Source organism: Natronincola ferrireducens (assembly GCF_900100845.1).
In the GTDB taxonomy this organism is placed as follows: Bacteria; Bacillota; Clostridia; order Peptostreptococcales; family Natronincolaceae; genus Natronincola_B; species Natronincola_B ferrireducens.
Map to the genome: position 1 here is coordinate 46,590 of NZ_FNFP01000010.1, position 18,719 is coordinate 65,308.

21 protein-coding genes are annotated in these 18,719 nt (G+C 35.0%); 19 read left to right on the forward strand and 2 right to left on the reverse strand.

Annotation, left to right across the window (positions count from 1 at the left end):
- Positions 1-8: 8 nt before the first annotated feature.
- The 14 genes from BLS22_RS13645 to BLS22_RS13705 all read left to right on the forward strand — a co-directional run bounded on the left by BLS22_RS13645 (position 9) and on the right by BLS22_RS13705 (position 11,308).
- A complete protein-coding gene (locus BLS22_RS13645) occupies positions 9-2,051 on the forward strand; it encodes a fibronectin type III domain-containing protein (RefSeq protein ID WP_090554740.1) in 2,043 nt (680 codons plus the stop codon).
- A complete protein-coding gene (locus BLS22_RS13650; RefSeq protein WP_090554742.1) occupies positions 2,051-3,154 on the forward strand; it encodes a hypothetical protein in 1,104 nt (367 codons plus the stop codon). Before BLS22_RS13645 ends, BLS22_RS13650 begins: the two co-directional genes overlap by 1 nt.
- Positions 3,151-3,339 (forward strand): hypothetical protein, encoded by a 189-nt coding sequence (locus tag BLS22_RS13655; RefSeq protein WP_090554744.1) that lies wholly within the window; start codon positions 3,151-3,153, stop codon positions 3,337-3,339. The genes BLS22_RS13650 and BLS22_RS13655 overlap by 4 nt, the downstream gene beginning before the upstream one ends.
- 40 nt (positions 3,340-3,379) lie before the next feature.
- Positions 3,380-4,471, forward strand: coding sequence for a BppU family phage baseplate upper protein (locus BLS22_RS13660; protein WP_176762191.1), 1,092 nt, complete (start codon positions 3,380-3,382; stop codon positions 4,469-4,471).
- Positions 4,471-4,749 (forward strand): hypothetical protein, encoded by a 279-nt coding sequence (locus BLS22_RS13665; RefSeq protein ID WP_090554747.1) that lies wholly within the window; start codon positions 4,471-4,473, stop codon positions 4,747-4,749. The genes BLS22_RS13660 and BLS22_RS13665 overlap by 1 nt, the downstream gene beginning before the upstream one ends.
- On the forward strand, positions 4,739-4,897 hold the full coding sequence (locus tag BLS22_RS15235; protein ID WP_176762192.1) for a hypothetical protein: 159 nt from the start codon (positions 4,739-4,741) through the stop codon (positions 4,895-4,897). Before BLS22_RS13665 ends, BLS22_RS15235 begins: the two co-directional genes overlap by 11 nt.
- 249 nt (positions 4,898-5,146) lie before the next feature.
- Entirely contained in the window at positions 5,147-6,145 is a 999-nt protein-coding gene (locus BLS22_RS13670) for a tyrosine-type recombinase/integrase (RefSeq protein ID WP_090554748.1), read from the forward strand.
- Positions 6,146-6,191: 46 nt separating this feature from the next.
- A complete protein-coding gene (locus BLS22_RS13675; protein ID WP_090554750.1) occupies positions 6,192-7,538 on the forward strand; it encodes an N-acetylmuramoyl-L-alanine amidase in 1,347 nt (448 codons plus the stop codon).
- Between the two features lie 11 nt (positions 7,539-7,549).
- Complete coding sequence (locus tag BLS22_RS13680; RefSeq protein ID WP_090554752.1) at positions 7,550-7,948, forward strand: phage holin family protein; 399 nt, start codon at positions 7,550-7,552, stop codon at positions 7,946-7,948.
- A gap of 122 nt (positions 7,949-8,070) precedes the next feature.
- Positions 8,071-8,307 carry a LexA family protein gene (locus tag BLS22_RS13685; protein ID WP_090554753.1) on the forward strand — a complete coding sequence of 79 codons (237 nt, stop codon included), beginning with the start codon at positions 8,071-8,073 and terminating at the stop codon, positions 8,305-8,307.
- A gap of 79 nt (positions 8,308-8,386) precedes the next feature.
- The gene (locus BLS22_RS13690) at positions 8,387-8,584 is read left to right on the forward strand and encodes a helix-turn-helix transcriptional regulator (RefSeq protein ID WP_090554755.1); all 198 of its coding nucleotides are present in this window, start codon (positions 8,387-8,389) and stop codon (positions 8,582-8,584) included.
- 290 nt (positions 8,585-8,874) lie between these two features.
- A complete protein-coding gene (locus tag BLS22_RS13695; RefSeq protein WP_090554757.1) occupies positions 8,875-10,221 on the forward strand; it encodes an FtsK/SpoIIIE domain-containing protein in 1,347 nt (448 codons plus the stop codon).
- A 1-nt stretch (position 10,222) separates the two neighbouring features.
- A complete protein-coding gene (locus BLS22_RS13700; RefSeq protein WP_090554759.1) occupies positions 10,223-10,774 on the forward strand; it encodes a hypothetical protein in 552 nt (183 codons plus the stop codon).
- 12 nt (positions 10,775-10,786) lie between these two features.
- Positions 10,787-11,308, forward strand: a complete 522-nt coding sequence (locus tag BLS22_RS13705) for a hypothetical protein (protein WP_090554761.1) — start codon at positions 10,787-10,789, stop codon at positions 11,306-11,308.
- A 307-nt stretch (positions 11,309-11,615) separates the two neighbouring features.
- Here BLS22_RS13705 and BLS22_RS13710 read toward each other — a convergent pair whose 3' ends face one another.
- Positions 11,616-11,843: a DNA replication initiation control protein YabA gene (locus BLS22_RS13710; RefSeq protein ID WP_090554763.1), complete on the reverse strand. Its 228-nt coding sequence runs from the start codon at positions 11,841-11,843 to the stop codon at positions 11,616-11,618.
- A gap of 197 nt (positions 11,844-12,040) precedes the next feature.
- On the opposite strand from BLS22_RS13710, the gene cwlD reads away from it, so the two are divergent.
- Positions 12,041-12,757 carry an N-acetylmuramoyl-L-alanine amidase CwlD gene (gene cwlD / locus BLS22_RS13715; protein WP_090554765.1) on the forward strand — a complete coding sequence of 239 codons (717 nt, stop codon included), beginning with the start codon at positions 12,041-12,043 and terminating at the stop codon, positions 12,755-12,757.
- 142 nt (positions 12,758-12,899) lie between these two features.
- Here cwlD and BLS22_RS13720 read toward each other — a convergent pair whose 3' ends face one another.
- Positions 12,900-13,271: a phage holin family protein gene (locus BLS22_RS13720; RefSeq protein ID WP_090554767.1), complete on the reverse strand. Its 372-nt coding sequence runs from the start codon at positions 13,269-13,271 to the stop codon at positions 12,900-12,902.
- A gap of 169 nt (positions 13,272-13,440) precedes the next feature.
- Between BLS22_RS13720 and BLS22_RS13725 the strand changes: the two genes are divergently transcribed.
- The 4 genes from BLS22_RS13725 (at position 13,441) to BLS22_RS13735 (ending at position 18,259) form a co-directional block, all read left to right on the forward strand.
- The gene (locus tag BLS22_RS13725; RefSeq protein WP_244269558.1) at positions 13,441-14,301 is read left to right on the forward strand and encodes a divergent polysaccharide deacetylase family protein; all 861 of its coding nucleotides are present in this window, start codon (positions 13,441-13,443) and stop codon (positions 14,299-14,301) included.
- A gap of 397 nt (positions 14,302-14,698) precedes the next feature.
- Positions 14,699-16,537, forward strand: a complete 1,839-nt coding sequence (locus BLS22_RS13730; RefSeq protein ID WP_090554769.1) for an HD domain-containing phosphohydrolase — start codon at positions 14,699-14,701, stop codon at positions 16,535-16,537.
- A gap of 157 nt (positions 16,538-16,694) precedes the next feature.
- The gene (locus BLS22_RS15240; RefSeq protein WP_176762193.1) at positions 16,695-16,871 is read left to right on the forward strand and encodes a hypothetical protein; all 177 of its coding nucleotides are present in this window, start codon (positions 16,695-16,697) and stop codon (positions 16,869-16,871) included.
- 212 nt (positions 16,872-17,083) lie between these two features.
- Positions 17,084-18,259 carry a TraB/GumN family protein gene (locus tag BLS22_RS13735; protein WP_090554771.1) on the forward strand — a complete coding sequence of 392 codons (1,176 nt, stop codon included), beginning with the start codon at positions 17,084-17,086 and terminating at the stop codon, positions 18,257-18,259.
- Positions 18,260-18,719: the final 460 nt, after the last annotated feature.

The window sequence follows — 18,719 nt, forward strand, 5'->3', positions numbered from 1 at the left end:
GAGACTAGATGCCAATTATGCAGATAACCACAGGGGAAAATAATCATTATGATAGGCGGTACACTTATGATAGTGCGTATGGAGCTTTGCAGGTACAAATAGGTGGTGCCTATCAAAGTGGTGGTGTAAAAAATGCAGTATTTAGAGGATTCATAAGATTTAACGGATTAACACAACTTCAAAATAAAGTAATTAACAGAGCAACATTAAAATTTCATTTAGATTATCTAACTGAGCTGTTAACATTAAGGATAGGACATGTAACAAGCAACATAAATATAATGTCAATCAACAGCAGCAGTGGTATATCCTGGTCTATTTACGATACAAGAAATATAGCAACATCAAATGTAGGTCAATATGTGAATGTAGTATTAACTGGATTAATTAAAGATTTTGTGAATGGTGTTACACCTACGGACATCATCATATTTCATCATCTTGATAACTACACATATATGGGCTTCGGAGGGGTAGGAGGTTTTTCTTCAGCAAATCCGCCTATTTTGGAAGTTGATTTTGATTACATACAACCCGTTTCTCCAACAAATTTAGTGCCGAACAACATTGCTTTACAAAGAGAAAAAGAAATCAAAGTCCAGTGGGAATTTAGGCCAGCGTTTGCCGAGGATACACAGACAGCTTTTGAATTAGAATACAGCCAAGATGGCGGAGAAAGTTGGACTAAAGTAACAGAAGTTACTCCAAGGACGGATTATACCTTTTCTTATGCTTCGTTAACTACTGGATCCTTACGTTGGAGAGTGAGAACGAGAAATTCTGATAATCTTTGGTCTAGTTGGGTAAATGCCCAATTTACATGGACACAAATTCTCCCAACAAGGCCACAAAATTTAAATCCAGATGGTATACAAACTAACATCTTTCCTACTGCTACATGGGCATATAATTCATACAATGAAGATGATGGACCTACAGCCTTTGAACTGGAGTATAGTAATGATGGGGGAATAACCTATACAACTGTCTTCCAAGTGACAAGTAATATGTCATATGCGTTCCCTATCTCATTAAGAGGTGGATTGATCAAATGGCGCGTAAGGGCTAAGAGTTCATATTTTAATCTCTTTACTCCTTGGTCAGAATATGCATTATGGACCTACACAATACCCCCTCAAAATCCTATCTTTACAAGTGGCACTACATTTCCTACACCAGCTCCTTTGATTACTTGGAGTAGTCCTGACCAAGTATCTTTTGAATTAGAGATTATTAAAAATTCACAGTTAGTTTTTAAGACAGGGGAAAGGAATACGCAGCATAGAAATTACAAAATAGAAACATTTCTTGAAAACTATGAAACCTATACTATTAGACTGAGAGTGAAAAATGCTGTGCCTTTGTGGTCTGAATGGGTAGAACAACAAATATACATTGACTTCGTGCAAACAGATCAACCAAATATTATTGCAACAGAGGATACAACTAAATTTGGTATTAGAATCAAAATAATTAATCCTGTAAGTGGAGTAACAAATGAAGTATGGCGAAGAAAAACGGGTACCACTGCCTGGGTAAGAATAGCAAAGAATATTCCTTTAAATGGCAGTCATAATGACTACATGATAGCTCCTGATGTATTTTATGATTATAGGGTACGGTCTATAGATGAAGTAGGATATAGCGATAGTGATACAGTATCGAGAAGAATGTCTATGGTAGATAGTCAGCTTATGTCTACCACTAATACATCAAAATATGTAACATTAACTTGGAACCCAAGTAAAAGTGAGAAAAAGAATATACAGCAAAAACTAGTAAGATATGCTGGAAGAAATCATCCTTGTATGGTGTGGGGAGACGAGAAAGATTATAGCATGAATGTACGGTTTACCATTAAGGAGGAAGACCTCCTAGCATTAGATGAACTTCACCAGATGAAAGAAACTTTGCTGTATAGGGATAGTAGGGGGAGAAAGCAATATGTAACTATATTAGGTGGAATCAACATTGAAGATGAAATCCCTCATATGGACCTATATGTAGTATCTTTTAACTTGCAGGTAGTTAATTATGAGGAGGCGGTATAGTGCTTTCCTTAGAAAGAAACGGATATAGTGAGGAAGAAGTTAAAGAAATTCTGCATGCTTCAAATAGGCAGGAAGGATTTAGATATAGACTCTTAGATAAAGATGAAATTGAAAAAGGATGGTTAGATACAGTACAGAGGTCAAGGATTAGCTATAGTAGTCTAGCTAAAATTAAAAGAAGTGCAAATATAACAATGATTGAGGATAATACAGTAGATTATCTTAATGATAGGATCCAGCCCTGGATAGATATAACCGCTATGGGGAAAACGGTCAGTTTCCCTATGGGGGTTTTTTTATTAAATTCTCCTAAACGTGAAGATGATAAGAATGTCATTTTTAGAGAGATTGAGGCCTATGATAAACTACAGATTTTAGAGGAAGATAGCTTTGAAGAGCGTTATTTTATACCTGCAGGTGAGAATTATGTCAATGCCATATCTTCAATAATTATGAGTGCTGGGGAGACTTCTATACAAATTACGCCAACTACACTAACTACACTAACAGATAAAGAATTTGATTTAGAGCTTACAAAGCTAGATATTATTAATAAGCTTCTAGAGGAATTAAATTATTACTCCTTAAGAGTAGATGTTGAGGGTAATTATGTATCAGAACCTTACATTGAGCCTAGCGCAAAGCCGATTGATTATGTCTATAGAACAGATAAAAAATCGGTGATTGTTGCTGGAGCTTCTGAAGATATTGACTTGTACAGCGTAAAAAATGTGTTTGTAGTGTTTGTAGATAACCCAGATAAACCGCCTTTAAGGTCTATATACGTGAATGATAATCCTAATAGTATTACATCAACAGAATCGAGGGGGAGGAGATTGGCTGATGTCAGGAGACTAGAGGATATAGCAGACCAATCTGCCCTCGATTCTTACACTAGAAGAATTGCTATTAATGCTACAAATATCTATAGCCATATAACTTTTCCAACAGCGATTATGCCTATGCATGATTACTTAGATACACTTCAAATACAATACTCTCCCCTTGGAGTAAGCGATATATACCAGGAGACATCATGGGAAATTGACCTGCAGGTAGGTGGGGAGATGAGGCATACAGTTAGAAAGGTGGTATATCTATGACTACGTATAAAACAGCTACAGTTTTTAATATCAATGCCCAAGGAATACGTGTCACTTTTGCTGGTGAGACTACCCCAACATTAAAAAGATATAAAAGATTAAGTAGCTATAGCCCTACAGTAGGTGATAGGGTCCTGATGGTAGAAGTCAGTGGAACATATATTATACTTGGGAAGATAGAATAGAGGTGATAGTATGAAGGAATTTAATTTAACGTTAGGTGTTATGGAGGCTCTCAAGGTTCTCCCTTTTGAAATAGTGAGTCAAGATTTAAACAGCAACAAACTCAATATAACTCTTGTTAAAGATGGCACCCTAGAACCTTATACGCTATCCGGAACAACCGTAGTACTATATTTTAAGCGTGAGGATGATGAAAGGTATCAGCAGTATGCAACGATTACTAATGCAGCACAGGGACAGATAGAGATTGTTCTTGATGTAGATATAATTGCAAAGAGAGGAAATGTATTTGCTGAGGTAGCTGTTTATACTGGTGAAGAAATGAAATGTACCAGTCAGTTATTCGGCTTTAGGGTTAGAGATAGCATTAATAATGCTGAAACCCATGTGTCAGGCAATGCTTTACCTGATTATCGTAGGGAAATGCAAAGACTAGAAACCATTTTAGATAATCTAATTATTTCAGCTGGAGACAGTAATCCTGAAATCGTTGCTGCTAGGTATAGTTTTCTAGAAGGTATGACATTTACCACACTTGGAGATAGACTTGATTTCATTGAATCAAAAACTGAGGGACATATTAATAAAAAAATTGAAAATGAAGGCATTCATGGAATTAGAGTGGAAGAAGGAGAACTTGAATTTCTTGTAGACAATGTTTGGAAGAGAGTTTCAGGAATGGAACCACATGGCAATGATTTTCATGATCCTGCTTTCGAAACCAAGGCCGACGCTGATGCGCATAAGGCAGAAAGTGCGTCTAAACATATTAAAGAAAGCGGAAGTAATGCAAATGGAAAATATATTAAGTTTGATGATGGGACAATGATATGCTCAATTAAAGATTTTCGATTAAACACTATAAACGGTAGTAGTGGTGCAACTGACATACGAAACACATGGACATTTCCTGCATTGTTTGTAGATAACAATATAATTGTACATATGACAGGTGGTACAGCAGCTAGATTAGGTTCGGAAACACAGACTTCTGATTCTTTTGTTATTGCAGGATCTACAAGAGCTGTACCTACGCCTTCGACCTGTATATGCAGTGTATTTCAGAGAGAAATTGATTTTTTTGCTGGTAATTATATTGATCAGCATTTGTTAGCAACAGGGAGGTGGAAGTAATGATTAGCTTAAATCACACTCCACAAAGAGCTGAGATGAAAGCAGAATATGTAATAGAAAATGATGTTTTAACAGTGACTATTGGTGAATCAACAGAAATATTTGATTTTACAGGACTATCAGAAGGCATAGCAGAGGAAATAATTGTTGAAATATTACCTATTAACCCTATTGTATCAGCAGAAAAAACAGGCGATGTAATCACTGTAACTGTAATTAGGTTTTATGATGCAGAAGAAAAGCACTTATTTGAGGCAGGTGAAGTTAATGAAGATTAAGTGGAAGACTAAATCTCAAATAGAGCAGGAAAAATTAGAACAAGAACAAAAGAAAGCTAAAAAAGAAAAGTTTAAAGGTAAGAGTTTATTAGCTAAAGATAAAGACGAATTACTAGAACAAATAGCAAAGGACTTAGGTTATCTTTAAGTCGGATTAGGAAATTTTTGCGACATAAATTAATGGTAAAATCTTCTTAAAATGGTTGTTTTCGGAACATATGTTTGGTATAATATAGGTAGTATCAAAAACAGAGAAAAGAGCCGCAACTCGGACAAAGTTAACCGGCTCTTTTCAATACCATCTCACATAGGAGATTTGCCTATATTATACCATCATTTTACAATTTAATCAATAAAAATTTAGTCTCCTATGTGAAGAACATAGGGGGAGATTGTATTGAAAAAAGAAGAAGCTATTATTAGAATCGTAGGGAAAATTGACTTAGAGTACGATGGCATAGTAGATCAACAGAAGGTTAGATCCATTATTGAAGAAGTTTTATATGATTATGAACTTGTCTCAACGTCTAGAGAGCTTGTTATTGTTAATGATATGCATGATAAGATCATGTTATATCTAGCAACTAGGAAAATTGATGGACTGGCAAAGAGAACGCTTGAGGCATACAGCCGGCATTTAAACAGATTTGCCCATTATATGAGGAAGAATATTGAAGATATCAATGCTATGGATATCAGAATGTACTTAGCCTCATATTCTAAAACTGGTGTGAAAAATACAACTCTAGCAACGGAAATTAACTATCTAAGAGGATTTTTTAAATGGCTAAAAAGCGAAGAATACATTGATAAAAATCCTATGGACAAAATTAAAACAATTAAAGTCGAGAAGAGATTAAGAGATGCTTTAACTATTGAAGAATTAGAAAAGATTAGAGATGCTTGTGAAACTTATCGACAACGTGCCCTTGTTGAATTTTTCTATTCTACTGGATGTAGATTGGAAGAAGTAGAGAAGTTAAATAAAGAAGATATTGATTGGCAGAATTTAAAACTTAAAGTTATAGGCAAAGGCAACAAGCAAAGGGTTGTATATCTTAGTCCTAAAGCTAAAGTATACATCCAAAAGTATCTTATGAGTAGATTAGATACTTGCGAAGCTTTGTTTGTAACAGAAAGAAACCCTATATCAAGACTAGGTAGGAGAAGTATTCAGAGAGAGTTCAATAAATTAGCTAATTTAGCAGCATTATCTAGGAGAGTCTATCCCCATCTGATGAGGCATACGACTGCTACAAACTTGTTAAATGGAGGTGCTGATTTAGTTACTGTACAACAGGTATTAGGACACCAAGATCCATCTACTACTTTAGTGTATGCGAAAATTTCTGACAAAAACGTCGAACATGAATATAGAAAAAACATGATCCAATAACACCCTCAGGGGTGTTATTTTATTTTTAAGAAAGCAGGTGAAGAGAATGAATCCATTAATAGTTATCAGTGCCGGTCATGGAGGAAGTGATCCAGGAGCGGTTGCAAATGGAATGCTCGAAAAAGACTATACGCTTTTAATTTCTTTGTATCAGTATAAAAGATTCAAAGAGTCAGGGGTACCTGTTTCCCTTGTAAGGGATTGGGATATTGCTTTAGGCAATGTACTAAGAGCATCAATGGTTAAAAATAGTGGTGCTAAATACTGCATAGACAATCACTGCAATGCTGCAGTTAGCACTTCTGCTCAAGGGGTAGAAGTAATCCACAGTATCCATAATGATGGTAAGCTAGCCCATGCTATAGTAGAGGCTTTAGCAGCAGAGGGCATACCTAAAAGGGCAACACCTGTTTATTGTAGATCATTGCCTAATAATTCTAAGCAGGATTATTATTTTATGCATCGATGGACAGGCAATGTTCAGACCAATATCATAGAATATGATTTCATTTCAAATACACAAGGAGCACAAAGGATAAAGGAAAATTGGGAAAGATATGCTGAAGCTGTAGTTAGGGCTTATTGTTTATTCCTTAATATTCCTTATAAGGCACCTATAGTAAAGGTAGATAATGACCCTATCTTAGAATGGGCTAAGAGGCAAGGCTATAATATTGCTAAAGCTGATGACAAAATAACCTATAGGGAATTATGGGAAGTCCTCTACGGAACATTACAGATAGAGGAACCGAAAGAGAAACCGAAAGAAGAACCAAAGGGGGAACTAAGAGAAATGAAACATTACAAAATTGCTTTAACTGACGTTGTGGAAGTAGATCCACTGGCCCTAAAAGTATCCGTACAGGACATGGTCGCAAACAGAATTAATTTATCTAACTTTGTTACCAGCGGGTATCAGTGGCACCATGAAAATGGAACTACTTATCCTTTGGGGATATTGGTTAGCGAAGGAAGAGTTATAAATGATAGACAGCCTCATGGTAAACCAGCAGGAACATTAATCGTATACAAGAACGGTTCTGTAGCGGTTAAAGAACTCTTAAGCATTAAAGGGGAAAAAGATGTATGGTTTGCGGTAAGCGGGTGCGGAATCCTGCCAACTATCAATATGGCATCAGCAGGGTTTGTAGGGGCATACTCTGATATTGCTAGGAGTACGGATCGTCCAGTGATTGGTTATAATCCGGAAAAGAAAAAGATAGTTATTGCAGTAAGGCCTAGCAGCGACATTAACAGAGGACAGTTAACACTTAAAAATCTAGGGTGCACGATGGGGATCACCTTGGATGGTGGGGGATCTACGGTATTAAAGGTAGGTGGCAAATTAATAAAATCAACTACAAGACGATTATATTCTGTAATCACTTGGTAAGGAGGGATAAAATGAACTATAAACAAATCATTAACACAACAATAGCAGCCCTTGGAACGACTTTAACGTACTTAATAGGAGGGTGGGATGCTATCTTGAAGATTTTAGCTGTCTTGATGATCATTGACTATTTGACAGGACTAATGAAGGCATATAAAAACAAGAATGTAGCAAGCGACATTGGATTCAATGGCCTGTTAAAAAAGGCAGCTATATTATTAGTAATTATATTAGCACATCAACTAGACTTAGTCATTAATGGAGATACGCCTATTTTTAGGACAATAGCTTGCTACTTTTATATAGCCAATGAGGGAATCTCTGTGACTGAGAACGTGGCCTTGCTGGGTGTCCCTTTACCAAGTGGGATTACAGAAGCTTTAAATAAATTAAAGGAAAGCAACAACTAAGCAACTAAGGCTGGGGAAACCCAGCTCTCTTATTTTTGCCCTTTACACAGAACATATGTTCTGATATAATTATAGAAAGCATTGCAAATGGCTATTATTCAAGATTTAAAAGGGGGATCTCTATGATTAGTAATAAGCAGCTTCAAATATTAAAAGCCATATCTGAATATATCAAAGCTAATGAAATTAGTCCTACAATAAGGGAGATTTGCAAGCTAGTAAATCTGAAATCTACTGCTACTGTATCTAGTCACCTAGTGACATTGCAGAAATTAGGGTATATAGAGAAAATCCAAGCGAGCCCTCGAGCAATTAGGTTAACAGATGATGGAAAGCAAACTATAGCTTATCAAAGTTAGTTTTTGTCGGAATTTTTGTGAAGGAATTACCCATCAAATGACTAATACATATAGTATACTAAAGATAAGGTGGGGTATTATGGAGGTTAAGAATAAACTTAAAGAGATCCGTATGAAAGAGTACATGTTGAACCAAAAAGAGTTTGCAGAGCTCCTAGAAATAAATTATAGACAGTATAATAAATATGAAAATGAAGTAGTACCTTCTTTACAGATAGCATTACATATAGCAAAAAAATTGAATAAACCATTAGAAGAAATATTTTACCTAGAATAATCTAGGTAATTTTTTTGCGGAAAAATCCATCAAGACAAACATTTAATCTATCATAAAGGCATATAATAAACTATACATTAGATTATACACTTGACTAGCACTTTCCTATACACACGGAACGACTAAAAGAATAGGCATTTTACTTAACTATAAAGCATTTTTGAAAGAAGTATAGGAGGGAACCGAGGGAAGCGTAGCGAGCGAGGGACCGACTAGGTGGTCGCAGGATTTTTTCTCTTGGAGCTACCAGCAGGACAGATGTAGAAAATAATAAAAAGGGGGCATATGGCATGGATAAAATCAAGATTGACCCTACTAAAGAAAAGAATGTGTTTAGTATTATTCCAGATATGGAGCAGGAGAAAAAGAAGATTCAGGGAGATTATAGTTTATTACACTTAGGAATTTCTAGTATAGTGCTAGGAGTTGCGATGAATAGTTTTTTACCTATTACTCCATTGGTTTATATCTTTTATGGAATAGGTATTGGAAGCACGGCTTTTCATGTAACAGCTAAAAAGCAATTAAAATATGAAACATTACTAAAACACTGTAACTTGTACAAAGGTGATATGTTACCGCAACTACATGAAAAAAAGAAAACTAGTTATGGTTATTGTTTAAGGTTTAGTCTGCCGCCAGGGCTAAGCAGTGATGATTTTAAAAACAAGAAAAAGGCCATAGAACAATTTTTAGACCGTAGGGTGGAAATAAAGTATGCTCATAAAAACATCCTCCTAGAAATTTATGAGAAAGAGCTCCAAAGAGATTATAATTTTGAGGTTATAGAAACAAAGGGCATATTAGAACTTGTGATAGGTCATTCCTATAACGGCCCTATCACGGTTAACCTTTTAGATGGTGAGCCTCATATGTTGATTGCTGGAGAGACGGGAGCAGGAAAGTCTACCGTATTAAGAGCAATTCTAACTATCTTAATATTAACTAAAGATCCTAACAATGTAAAACTCCATTTAGTGGACCTTAAGCGTGGAGCAGAATTAGGCATATTCCGCAAATGTGAAATGGTTAATAGTTTTAGCAAAACACCAGAAGAAGCCGAAGGGCGACTATACAAAATATTAATGGAAGTTGAAAGAAGATATGATTTATTTGCTCAATATGATTGTGTAGATATCAAAGAGTATAACAAGAAATTTAAGACTAAAAAGTTATACTACCAATTAGTTGTTATAGATGAGTTTTCAGAGCTGAAAAAGGAAAAAGACAGTTTAGGGATTATTGAACGATTAGCAGCTATGGCTAGAGCCTGTGGCATTCATTTACTTATTAGCACTCAGAGACCTTCGGCAACTGTTATCAACGGTGATATAAAAGCTAACGTCTCAGTTGTGTTAGGCCTAAAAACCATGAACGATGTTAACAGCAGAATAGTTATAGATCATGATGGTCTGAGCGATCTAAGAGGTAAAGGACATGGTATTCTTAAGCATAAAGGAAAAGAAATAGAGATACAATCTATGAACCTACAACCATATCAAGCCAGAGACCTATTAAAGGATACCTATACAAAGAAGGATGATAAAAATAATTTTGAGCCTAAGAAACAGAAAACTGTAGCTGGAGAAGTAGAGAACTTTGATTTTCTAAAAGTATTCAAAGGAGATAAATATTAGCATGGTAACCAAAAGGGATAAGGCTGCATTAGACTTTATCTCAAAGTTTCAAGTAGCCAGCACAAGCACATTAAAGGAATTGTTTTATCCAAGTCTAAGGGTAGCCCAAAGGCGATTGAGTACATTGGTTGAGCATGGAGAGATAAAAAGAGAAAGAGAATATATCAATAACGAGTATATCTATTTTATTAAAAAACCAAAGCAACTAAGGCATAGGTTGCTACTCACAAAATTTTATAAGGCTATCTACAACAAAATTGATATAGTAAGCTTTGAAAATGAAGTCATAATAGACAATATAAGGCCTGATGGTCTACTAGCCTACCGATATAAAAACAAGGGCTATATCGCCTTTGTAGAGGTACAGATAAGTAATGTTCCACTAGACCTAGATAAATACAAAAGATTGCTAAAAACAGAGCGATATAAAAACTATTTTCCAGTTTTTCCAAAACTCATAGCTATTACTAATCAGAATGCACCCCAGATAAAGGATTTTGAAATCATTAAAATTAATGAAGATATGTCTAATGCTGGGAAATTGATAAAATAAGGGGGATAGGATATGCTTAGGAAAATCTGTGCTGTGGTTTTAGTAGCAGTAGTATTGAACGTAGTCTCTTTTCAAGCTTATGCAGAAGTAGAATATAATGGAGAAACTTATGATGATAAAACCTTTCTAAAGATGGTCAATCTAACCTTAGAAGATTGGTTGGAAAAAGATGAATGGGACTTTTTAGGAAAGAAGCAGGGAGCCTTGATGGGGATCCTGAGGGTGATGTATATAGGAGAGGAGTACTATAATGATGATGGTTTAGTCAAGACACTAACAGGCATTAGGAGAGGAGCACAATTCGACAAGGCTACAGCTAAAAATCAAATAAAGTTAACGAGTAAACAACTAGAAGATAATAAATTAATCTATGGAGCTTTAGTAGCTGGGGTAGGTGGCGGAATATGGGGAGTAAAAACGTACATGAGTATGAGTATTGAAAAAAAGGCAGGGTTAATGAAATCTTTAATGAGCGGTAATCCTAATAAAACTTTTAAGATGCTAGTGAAGTATGGTAGTAAGATTAAAAAGTAGGATTGATACATCGTTTAAGAAGTTATTAAATTTCAGTTATAACTATCGCACAACTAACAAACTTAAATAAAACTATTGAAAATACAATATTACTAATTCTCAAAAAGATAATTATTTCTTATCAAAAAAGACTGTTCATATATGGATATGGACAGTCTTTTAGTTTTCTTTGATATTCTATAATATACAATGAACTTACCCTGTAGAAGATGAACTAAGTTTCAAAATATGTAGAATAACAAATAAAAATATCATTTTCCCGGGAAATATAGTCTGTGCAATTACGCATCTTGTCGAAGAACCTACATTAGTGGTTCAACTTCCTTTCTAACGCCTGAACATTTCTTGTTAAGGAATCTATACTATTATTAAGCTCTTGCAGTTCATCACCTAAGCCTTCGCTTTTTAACCTGCCATTGTTATTATCCACCATTAGCATTTCCAAAGCTGATAGATGCTCCTTAGACTTATCAATATTTTTCTTTAACGCATCCAATTGATCAGCAATGCTTTGTATGTCTTTGTAATTTTCCATAAATTTTCTCCCTTCTATTTAAAGCTAATTTCTATCTATATTATTTACCTACAACAAAATAAAATACAAAAGAAGAACAAAAAAATAGGTAATTTCTAATTGTATATGAGCGTTCTATTTCATATATATAAATATCTTAAAAAATATAATCTTATCTCTGTAACAAAATACCTAAAGGGAAGTAGGGGGAGTTTTGATTGAAGATTATTGTCATTAAAAAAAAGTGGATTATACTGACTGTAACAATTTCCATAATTGTAGGAGGTTGTTTAGGGATTTGGCAATATTACAATAGTAGGGTAGCAGCAACATTTTTACCTAGCCTTACAAAGGTAATTGTTTTAGATCCTGGCCATGGAGGGGTAGATCCTGGAGCTGTTAGTAAAAATGGTGTAGTAGAAAAGGATATTAATCTAGCTATTGCTTTACATTTAAAGGGATTTCTAGAACAGAGTGGTGCTATTGTTATTATGACTAGAACTGAGGATAAAGGCCTCTATTCTTCAGGTGGAAGTATCAGGCAAAAGAAAAATGAGGATCTTAGGAATAGAAAAGAAATTGTGGAAAACAGCAATGCAGATATATTTATTACTATACATCTCAATGCTTTTTCACAAACCCAGTACTATGGTGCTCAAACTTTTTATCCCAAAGGTAATGCTGAAGGAAAAAAACTGGCAGTTAAAGTTCAAGAAGAACTCATTAATACTTTAGATAAAAATAATAAGAGGGTGGCTTTAGAAAAGGAGGGTATTTACATTATAAAAGGATTAGATATACCAACCGTCTTAGTAGAATGCGGTTTTCTATCTAATCCTCAGGAAGAAAAGCTATTACAGAAAGCTAGTTACCAAAAGAAGATTGCTTGGGCTATCTATATAGGAATACAAAGATACTTTTCAGAAGGCCCTTAAAAGCTGTGGATAAAAACTGTGGATAATGTTGATGAAATTAATATTAATAATAGATACATTGATTTTATCAATATAGAGATTAAATAACAGCATTATGTCATGTGGATAAATTGTTATTGACAATGTAGATAATATGTAAGGTCTATATTGTTTTTCCTGGAATAACCATGTCAATAATTCCAATAACGATGGCCCCTATAATAGCCCCTAAAAAGGTTACTGTCATTGCTGGTACTACAAATTGGCTAATATAGATAACAACTGCTGCTACTAAAAAACCCACTATTCCACGACCAAAAGGAGAAGCATCAAAATTAAAGACCCTTTCTATTAGGTAGTTAATAATAGATATAGCTAATGCTGCGAATACAACACCCCAAAGGCCTTCTATTCTAAATCCTGGTGTGATAAAGGCAGCTATAGCTATAACAATAGCTGAGATAATAAACCTCAAAAACAATTTACCCCAACTAGGGGCATCTTGGGTACGATTAGGATTTCTTTCTTCAGACATAATAATACCTCCATTTTTAAAATTATAATAATTGTTTAAACACTATAATGATACAAGGTTCAAAGTAGTTATAGTGCTTTCTTTAACTATAGCATCTGCACTAAAGCCTTATTTTATTCATTTTTGAATAGGAGGTTAAGGACTTTAGAAATAAAGAAAGGAGATAAGAATGAAAAATAATTTTTTTGTGGTTACTTTAAGAAAAAAAAAGATAGTTTATTTTATGCTAGCTTTGCTGGCATTGGTCATTCTGTTGCTAACAGCTGGGGAATTACAAAACAAAAGATATGATACATTAGGAAATAATTATAAAAAAATAGCAATGGTTTTTATTCAAAGGCAACCAAGGGTAATGAAAGGGCAGGTAGCTATTATTATTGATGACTTTGGAAACTTAGGCAATGGTACCAAAGAAATGTTAGCCATTGATCGCCCTTTAACCTGCGCTATAATTCCATTTTTACCATATACAAAGGAAGATGCAGTACTGGCCCATGGAAATGGGCATGAAATTATTATTCATATTCCCATGGAGCCCCATGTAGGAAATCCAAAATGGCTAGGGGAAAAGGGAATCACTACTAATCTATCTACAGAGCAAATCAAAACAATTATCAGGGAAGCTGTTGAGGAAGTACCTTTTGCTGTAGGGGTTAATAACCATATGGGTTCTAAGGCAACAGAGGATAGCAGGGTGATGGCTGCAATTATACAGGTAGTAAAGGAAAATAATATGTACATAGTAGACAGCAAAACCAGCATAAACTCCGTAGTTAAGAAGATTGCTGAAGAATATAATGTGCCTATTCTGGAAAGAGCTGTGTTCTTAGACAATGAAAAAAGTGTTGGAGCTATCAAAAAACAATTAAAAACCTTAGGAGAATTGGCTATTAAAGATGGTTCAGCTATAGGAATAGGCCATGTAGGTCCTGAAGGGGGAATTATAACAGCCACTGCCATAAAAGAAATGATACCCCAGCTAGAGAAGATGGGGATAGAGATTGTACCTGTATCCCATCTCACTAAATGATAACAATGATAACAATGATAACAATGATAACCAAGACTATAGTATATAGATTATGAATGTAGCATTGACTATTTTAGTGGAATTTCTTTATTTTTGGATGTGGGTGCAAAGTTAATTGGACTGAAATTTGTTATTTCAAACTTTATAGAGCTAATAGGAGAATAACAATTTAAAGAAAGAACTACTAAAGTGCCGGTAGTTCTTTTTCAGTGGACATGGAGAAGATTCATCTAATTCAAAAAATACTAATGAAAAGCTTCTTTAAAAACTCAGTTGTTGTTTAGTATTTTTTAGTATAAAGAAGGAAAACCATAAAAGGCGTCGAAATTAATAGAGGTTGGCAAAAAATGAATATTTTTAAATTTCAAACAAATAACCTGTCAAAAGAGGGATTATTATGAAGATATCTATCAGAAACAAAATAACGATTATGGTATTGATACTGATATTAACCTCTGTTTCGACGTTAGGAATTATGGCCTATAGAAATGCTAAAGCAGTATTAATAGAAGATATGGGTTCCAAAAGCTATAATATTGTAAGTAATATTTATGACTACTTTCTAAAAAACTTTATGGAAAGTATGGAGTATGTTGTAGACTACTGGGCAGAGTATGAAGATATTATAAATTATCAAAATATGCCGGATCAACCGAAAATGGTTACAGACATACCAGAGCATTTCAAACCTATCGGAAGCATGTGGAAGGGATTTATTGCGGCAAATCCAGACATAGCTTGGATATACCTAGGGGTTGAGGAGGATGGGTCCCTTCTATTAAGTCCGCTAGACCCAACTATGCCACAGAATTATGATGCTAGAGAAAGAGATTGGTATATAGATGCAGTAAACAATCCTGGAGAAACCATCTGGACGGAGCCCTATCTAGATGCAGGTGATTCAGGGGCAGTAGTTGTTACGGTAGCAAGGGCTGTTATAAGAGATGAACAAATTGTAGGAGTAATAGGTGTTGATATTAAGCTTGAGAAGTTTTCGGAAATTATAAAGTCCTTAGTTTTTGGTGAAGAGGGTTATCTGATGTTGATAAGCAATGACGGGGACATCTATGCCCATCCCGATAAAGATTTATTAATGAAAAATGTAATGGGAAAGGAATGGTTTTCTAAAATATTAATAGAGGAAAATGGCACAGACCTATTTGTATCCACTGAAGGAGAAGATACAGTAGTAGCTTATTTGACAGTCCCCAAAACTAACTGGAGGTTGGTGGGCCTATCTAAGATAGATATAAATGGTATGATAATGTCTATTAGAAATAAAGGTATAATTATAGGTATTATCAGCATAATTATAACCTTTTTATTAGGATATATCCTTTCACGGATTGTAACAAAGCCAATTGAAGAAATCATGAAGGTTATACATAGTATATCAAAGGGTGAAATGGGAATCCGTGCAAATATTAAATCAAGGGATGAGCTCAATATATTAGGGAATAAATTTAATGAAATGCTGGAGGAGATTGAAGAACTACTGGAGGAGAGAAACCTACATGTAGAGGAGCTGACCAAAAAAAATCAAGAAATTATGCTGCAGCATGATGAGATATTGGCTTTTTCACAGCAGGCAGAAGCAATGAATGAAGAGTTAAATAGTCTTTTAAAGGAAATCAGGAAGAATTATTTGTCTACAGTAAAAGCACTGGCCAATGCAATCGATGCAAATGATCAATATACTCGAGGTCATTGTGAACGAGTCAGAAATATATCCATCTCCATAGCCAGAAGTATGAACTTGAATCAGGTGGATATAAATAATTTAGAATTTGCCAGTCTGCTTCATGATATAGGGAAGATAGGTATACCTCCTTCTATTTTAAATAAGGAAGGGAAGTTAACTGCCGAGGAATATGCAGTTATTCAAAAACATCCTAAAATTGCCTTCGATATTTTGTCTGATGTGGACTTTCTAAAGAATAGTAGAGAAATTATTTATCATCATCATGAAAGAGTTGATGGCAAGGGATACCCCCAACAATTGACGGGAGAAAAAATGAGTTTACCTGCCAAGATTCTAGCGGTAGCTGATGCCTATGATGCTATGACTAGTGTAAGGCCCTATAGACAAACTCCTATGACAAAGGAGGAGGCTATTAAAGAACTCTCCATATCTAAGGGAACCCAGTTTGATACTAAAGTGGTGGATGTATTTACAAATATTTTACAACAAGAAGAAATAAATATAGATATTGTAACACAAAAATATATTAGTTAGGCAGCAAAGCCCTAAGGAATTTATAAAGTTTCTTAGGTCTTTTAAAATTTTTATAGAAACCAAAGTGTGAAAAATAAGTTTAGGTTAATACTTCATACCTAAAATTACCTCGTATGCTAGAATCGATTGAAGAAAAAATAAAAATGAGGTGATGATTGTGAAAAGAAAACAAATTAAAAAAGGTGTCGATAAAAATTTCTTCAATGAAATGAATTATGAGCTTGCTGGAGACATTGGTGCGATTGATCATGAAGAAATGGTAAATAACGAGAAACTAATTACAGGAAAAAAACCAACAATAAAACCTACTCCAATCAACAAAAGAAAAAAATAAGCACTAGAACTTATGAAGAAACCATCCTAATTTTTTTGGATGGTTTCTTATCTTTTAAAATTAAGTAAAGTAAAATTTCTATACTATTGAAATTTATTGTATTCTAGCTCATAATAGAATTAGACTAAAAAAATTTCTAACAAATGCTAGATAAAGTCTTAGTAATATACCCTAGATAAAAATTGTTTATAACAAAGAAAAGGAAGGTACTTATGTGTGAAGAAAACATTACTAGAATAGATTTAGATGGCAAGGAAATAATACTCATCGGAACTGCCCATGTATCTAAGCAAAGTGCAGAGGAAGTAAAAGAGGTCATCGAAGCTGAAAGACCAGATTCTGTTTGTGTAGAACTAGATGGACAAAGATATCAAGCTATCGTAGCAGAAAACCAATGGAAAAGTATGGACATTTTTAAGGTTATTAAGGAAAAGAAAGCTACCTTTCTTTTAATGAACCTTGTCATATCCTCTTTTCAAAAACGATTGGCAAAGCAATTTGGGATTAAACCTGGACAAGAAATGATTCAGGGGATAGAATCTGCTAAAGAAATAGATGCCCACTTGGTGTTAGCGGATCGAAATATTCAAATAACCTTTTCACGAATTTGGCATGGAATAGGACTAATGGGAAAGGTTCAACTGCTCCTGCAGATTTTCTTTAGTATTTTCAATGACGAGGATATTTCAGAAGAGGAGCTAGAAAAACTAAAGTCTCAGGATATGCTTAATTCCATGCTTGATGATTTCACTAACTCCTTTCCTAAGTTAAAAATTCCCTTGATTGATGAGCGGGATCAGTATTTAGCTCAAAAAATCAAGGAAGCCCCAGGAAACAAGATTGTTGCTGTTTTAGGAGCTGCCCATATTCCTGGTATTAAAGAAGAAATTAAAAAAGAACATGATTTAATGGCTTTATCCCAGGTTCCTGCCAAATCTAAAGCCCCTAAAATTGTTGGTTGGACAATTCCATTGTTAATTCTTGGTATTATCGGCTATACTTTTTATACTAATCCTTCTGCTGGTATTAATCAAACAATGAGCTGGGTATTATGGAATGGATTTTTATCGGCAATTGGGGCAGCAATTGCCTTGGGACATCCCTTCTCGATTATTACTGCCTTTGTTATAGCTCCACTGAGTTCTTTAAATCCATTACTAGCAGCTGGTTGGTTTGCAGGGATTGTTGAAGTTTATATACGACGACCTAATGTTGAAGATTTTGAGGCTCTATCAGAAGATGTTTTTACCATCAAAGGATTTTGGAGAAATAAGGTGACACGCATTCTACTTGTAGTTACCCTCACAAATTTAGGTAGCACACTAGGAACAGTCATCGGTGGAGCCGATGTAGTTCGTTTATTCATTAGAACAATTTGGGGAGGTTAGGGTCATCCAGTGGATGACTCTTTTGTGTTTGCGAGGCATGTTGCCGAGCCGATGGTTTGAAAGAAAACCTGCCACCTAGCTAATGGGAAGGCAAGCTGTAGGCAAGGGCGTTTTCGGTGACGAAAGGGTCTGAAGGAAGCTGATGGCGGTTGCTGGAACGGAACGCAAGTGAACCAAAGCTGGCACATATGGTGGATAACCCTTCACAAAGTGGGAACGTCCTAAAATTAGCTTAGCCATATGTGTTAAGATGGTCGTTTAAGTAACAGGTGGAGCAACTTAACCTCGGAAGTACTGTACTCGAAGCTGTAGGTTTTACCTACAAGCGAAAGCAAGGGGTAAAATGAGGGTGCAGTATGCAGATGAAGCTGTAGTAGTGAGTAAACCTATACCAATGAAAGCTAGTAATAGACTGGAGGACAAAATATAGGTGACACATGGCAGAGTCCATGTGGCTATC

What these genes read in the sequence shown, in the direction of transcription:
- BLS22_RS13645 (WP_090554740.1), top strand. Translation starts at nt 9, where the DNA reads ATGCCAATTATGCAGATAACCACAGGGGAAAATAATCATTATGATAGG.
- BLS22_RS13685 (WP_090554753.1), top strand. Translation starts at nt 8,071, where the DNA reads ATGATTAGTAATAAGCAGCTTCAAATATTAAAAGCCATATCTGAATAT.
- BLS22_RS15235 (WP_176762192.1), top strand. Translation starts at nt 4,739, where the DNA reads ATGAAGATTAAGTGGAAGACTAAATCTCAAATAGAGCAGGAAAAATTA.
- BLS22_RS13710 (WP_090554763.1), bottom strand. Translation starts at nt 11,843, where the DNA reads ATGGAAAATTACAAAGACATACAAAGCATTGCTGATCAATTGGATGCG.
- BLS22_RS13695 (WP_090554757.1), top strand. Translation starts at nt 8,875, where the DNA reads ATGGATAAAATCAAGATTGACCCTACTAAAGAAAAGAATGTGTTTAGT.
- BLS22_RS13705 (WP_090554761.1), top strand. Translation starts at nt 10,787, where the DNA reads ATGCTTAGGAAAATCTGTGCTGTGGTTTTAGTAGCAGTAGTATTGAAC.
- BLS22_RS13690 (WP_090554755.1), top strand. Translation starts at nt 8,387, where the DNA reads ATGGAGGTTAAGAATAAACTTAAAGAGATCCGTATGAAAGAGTACATG.
- BLS22_RS13655 (WP_090554744.1), top strand. Translation starts at nt 3,151, where the DNA reads ATGACTACGTATAAAACAGCTACAGTTTTTAATATCAATGCCCAAGGA.
- BLS22_RS13660 (WP_176762191.1), top strand. Translation starts at nt 3,380, where the DNA reads ATGGAGGCTCTCAAGGTTCTCCCTTTTGAAATAGTGAGTCAAGATTTA.
- BLS22_RS13735 (WP_090554771.1), top strand. Translation starts at nt 17,084, where the DNA reads ATGTGTGAAGAAAACATTACTAGAATAGATTTAGATGGCAAGGAAATA.
- BLS22_RS13725 (WP_244269558.1), top strand. Translation starts at nt 13,441, where the DNA reads ATGAAAAATAATTTTTTTGTGGTTACTTTAAGAAAAAAAAAGATAGTT.
- BLS22_RS13700 (WP_090554759.1), top strand. Translation starts at nt 10,223, where the DNA reads ATGGTAACCAAAAGGGATAAGGCTGCATTAGACTTTATCTCAAAGTTT.
- BLS22_RS13675 (WP_090554750.1), top strand. Translation starts at nt 6,192, where the DNA reads ATGAATCCATTAATAGTTATCAGTGCCGGTCATGGAGGAAGTGATCCA.
- BLS22_RS13730 (WP_090554769.1), top strand. Translation starts at nt 14,699, where the DNA reads ATGAAGATATCTATCAGAAACAAAATAACGATTATGGTATTGATACTG.
- BLS22_RS13680 (WP_090554752.1), top strand. Translation starts at nt 7,550, where the DNA reads ATGAACTATAAACAAATCATTAACACAACAATAGCAGCCCTTGGAACG.
- BLS22_RS13720 (WP_090554767.1), bottom strand. Translation starts at nt 13,271, where the DNA reads ATGTCTGAAGAAAGAAATCCTAATCGTACCCAAGATGCCCCTAGTTGG.
- BLS22_RS13665 (WP_090554747.1), top strand. Translation starts at nt 4,471, where the DNA reads ATGATTAGCTTAAATCACACTCCACAAAGAGCTGAGATGAAAGCAGAA.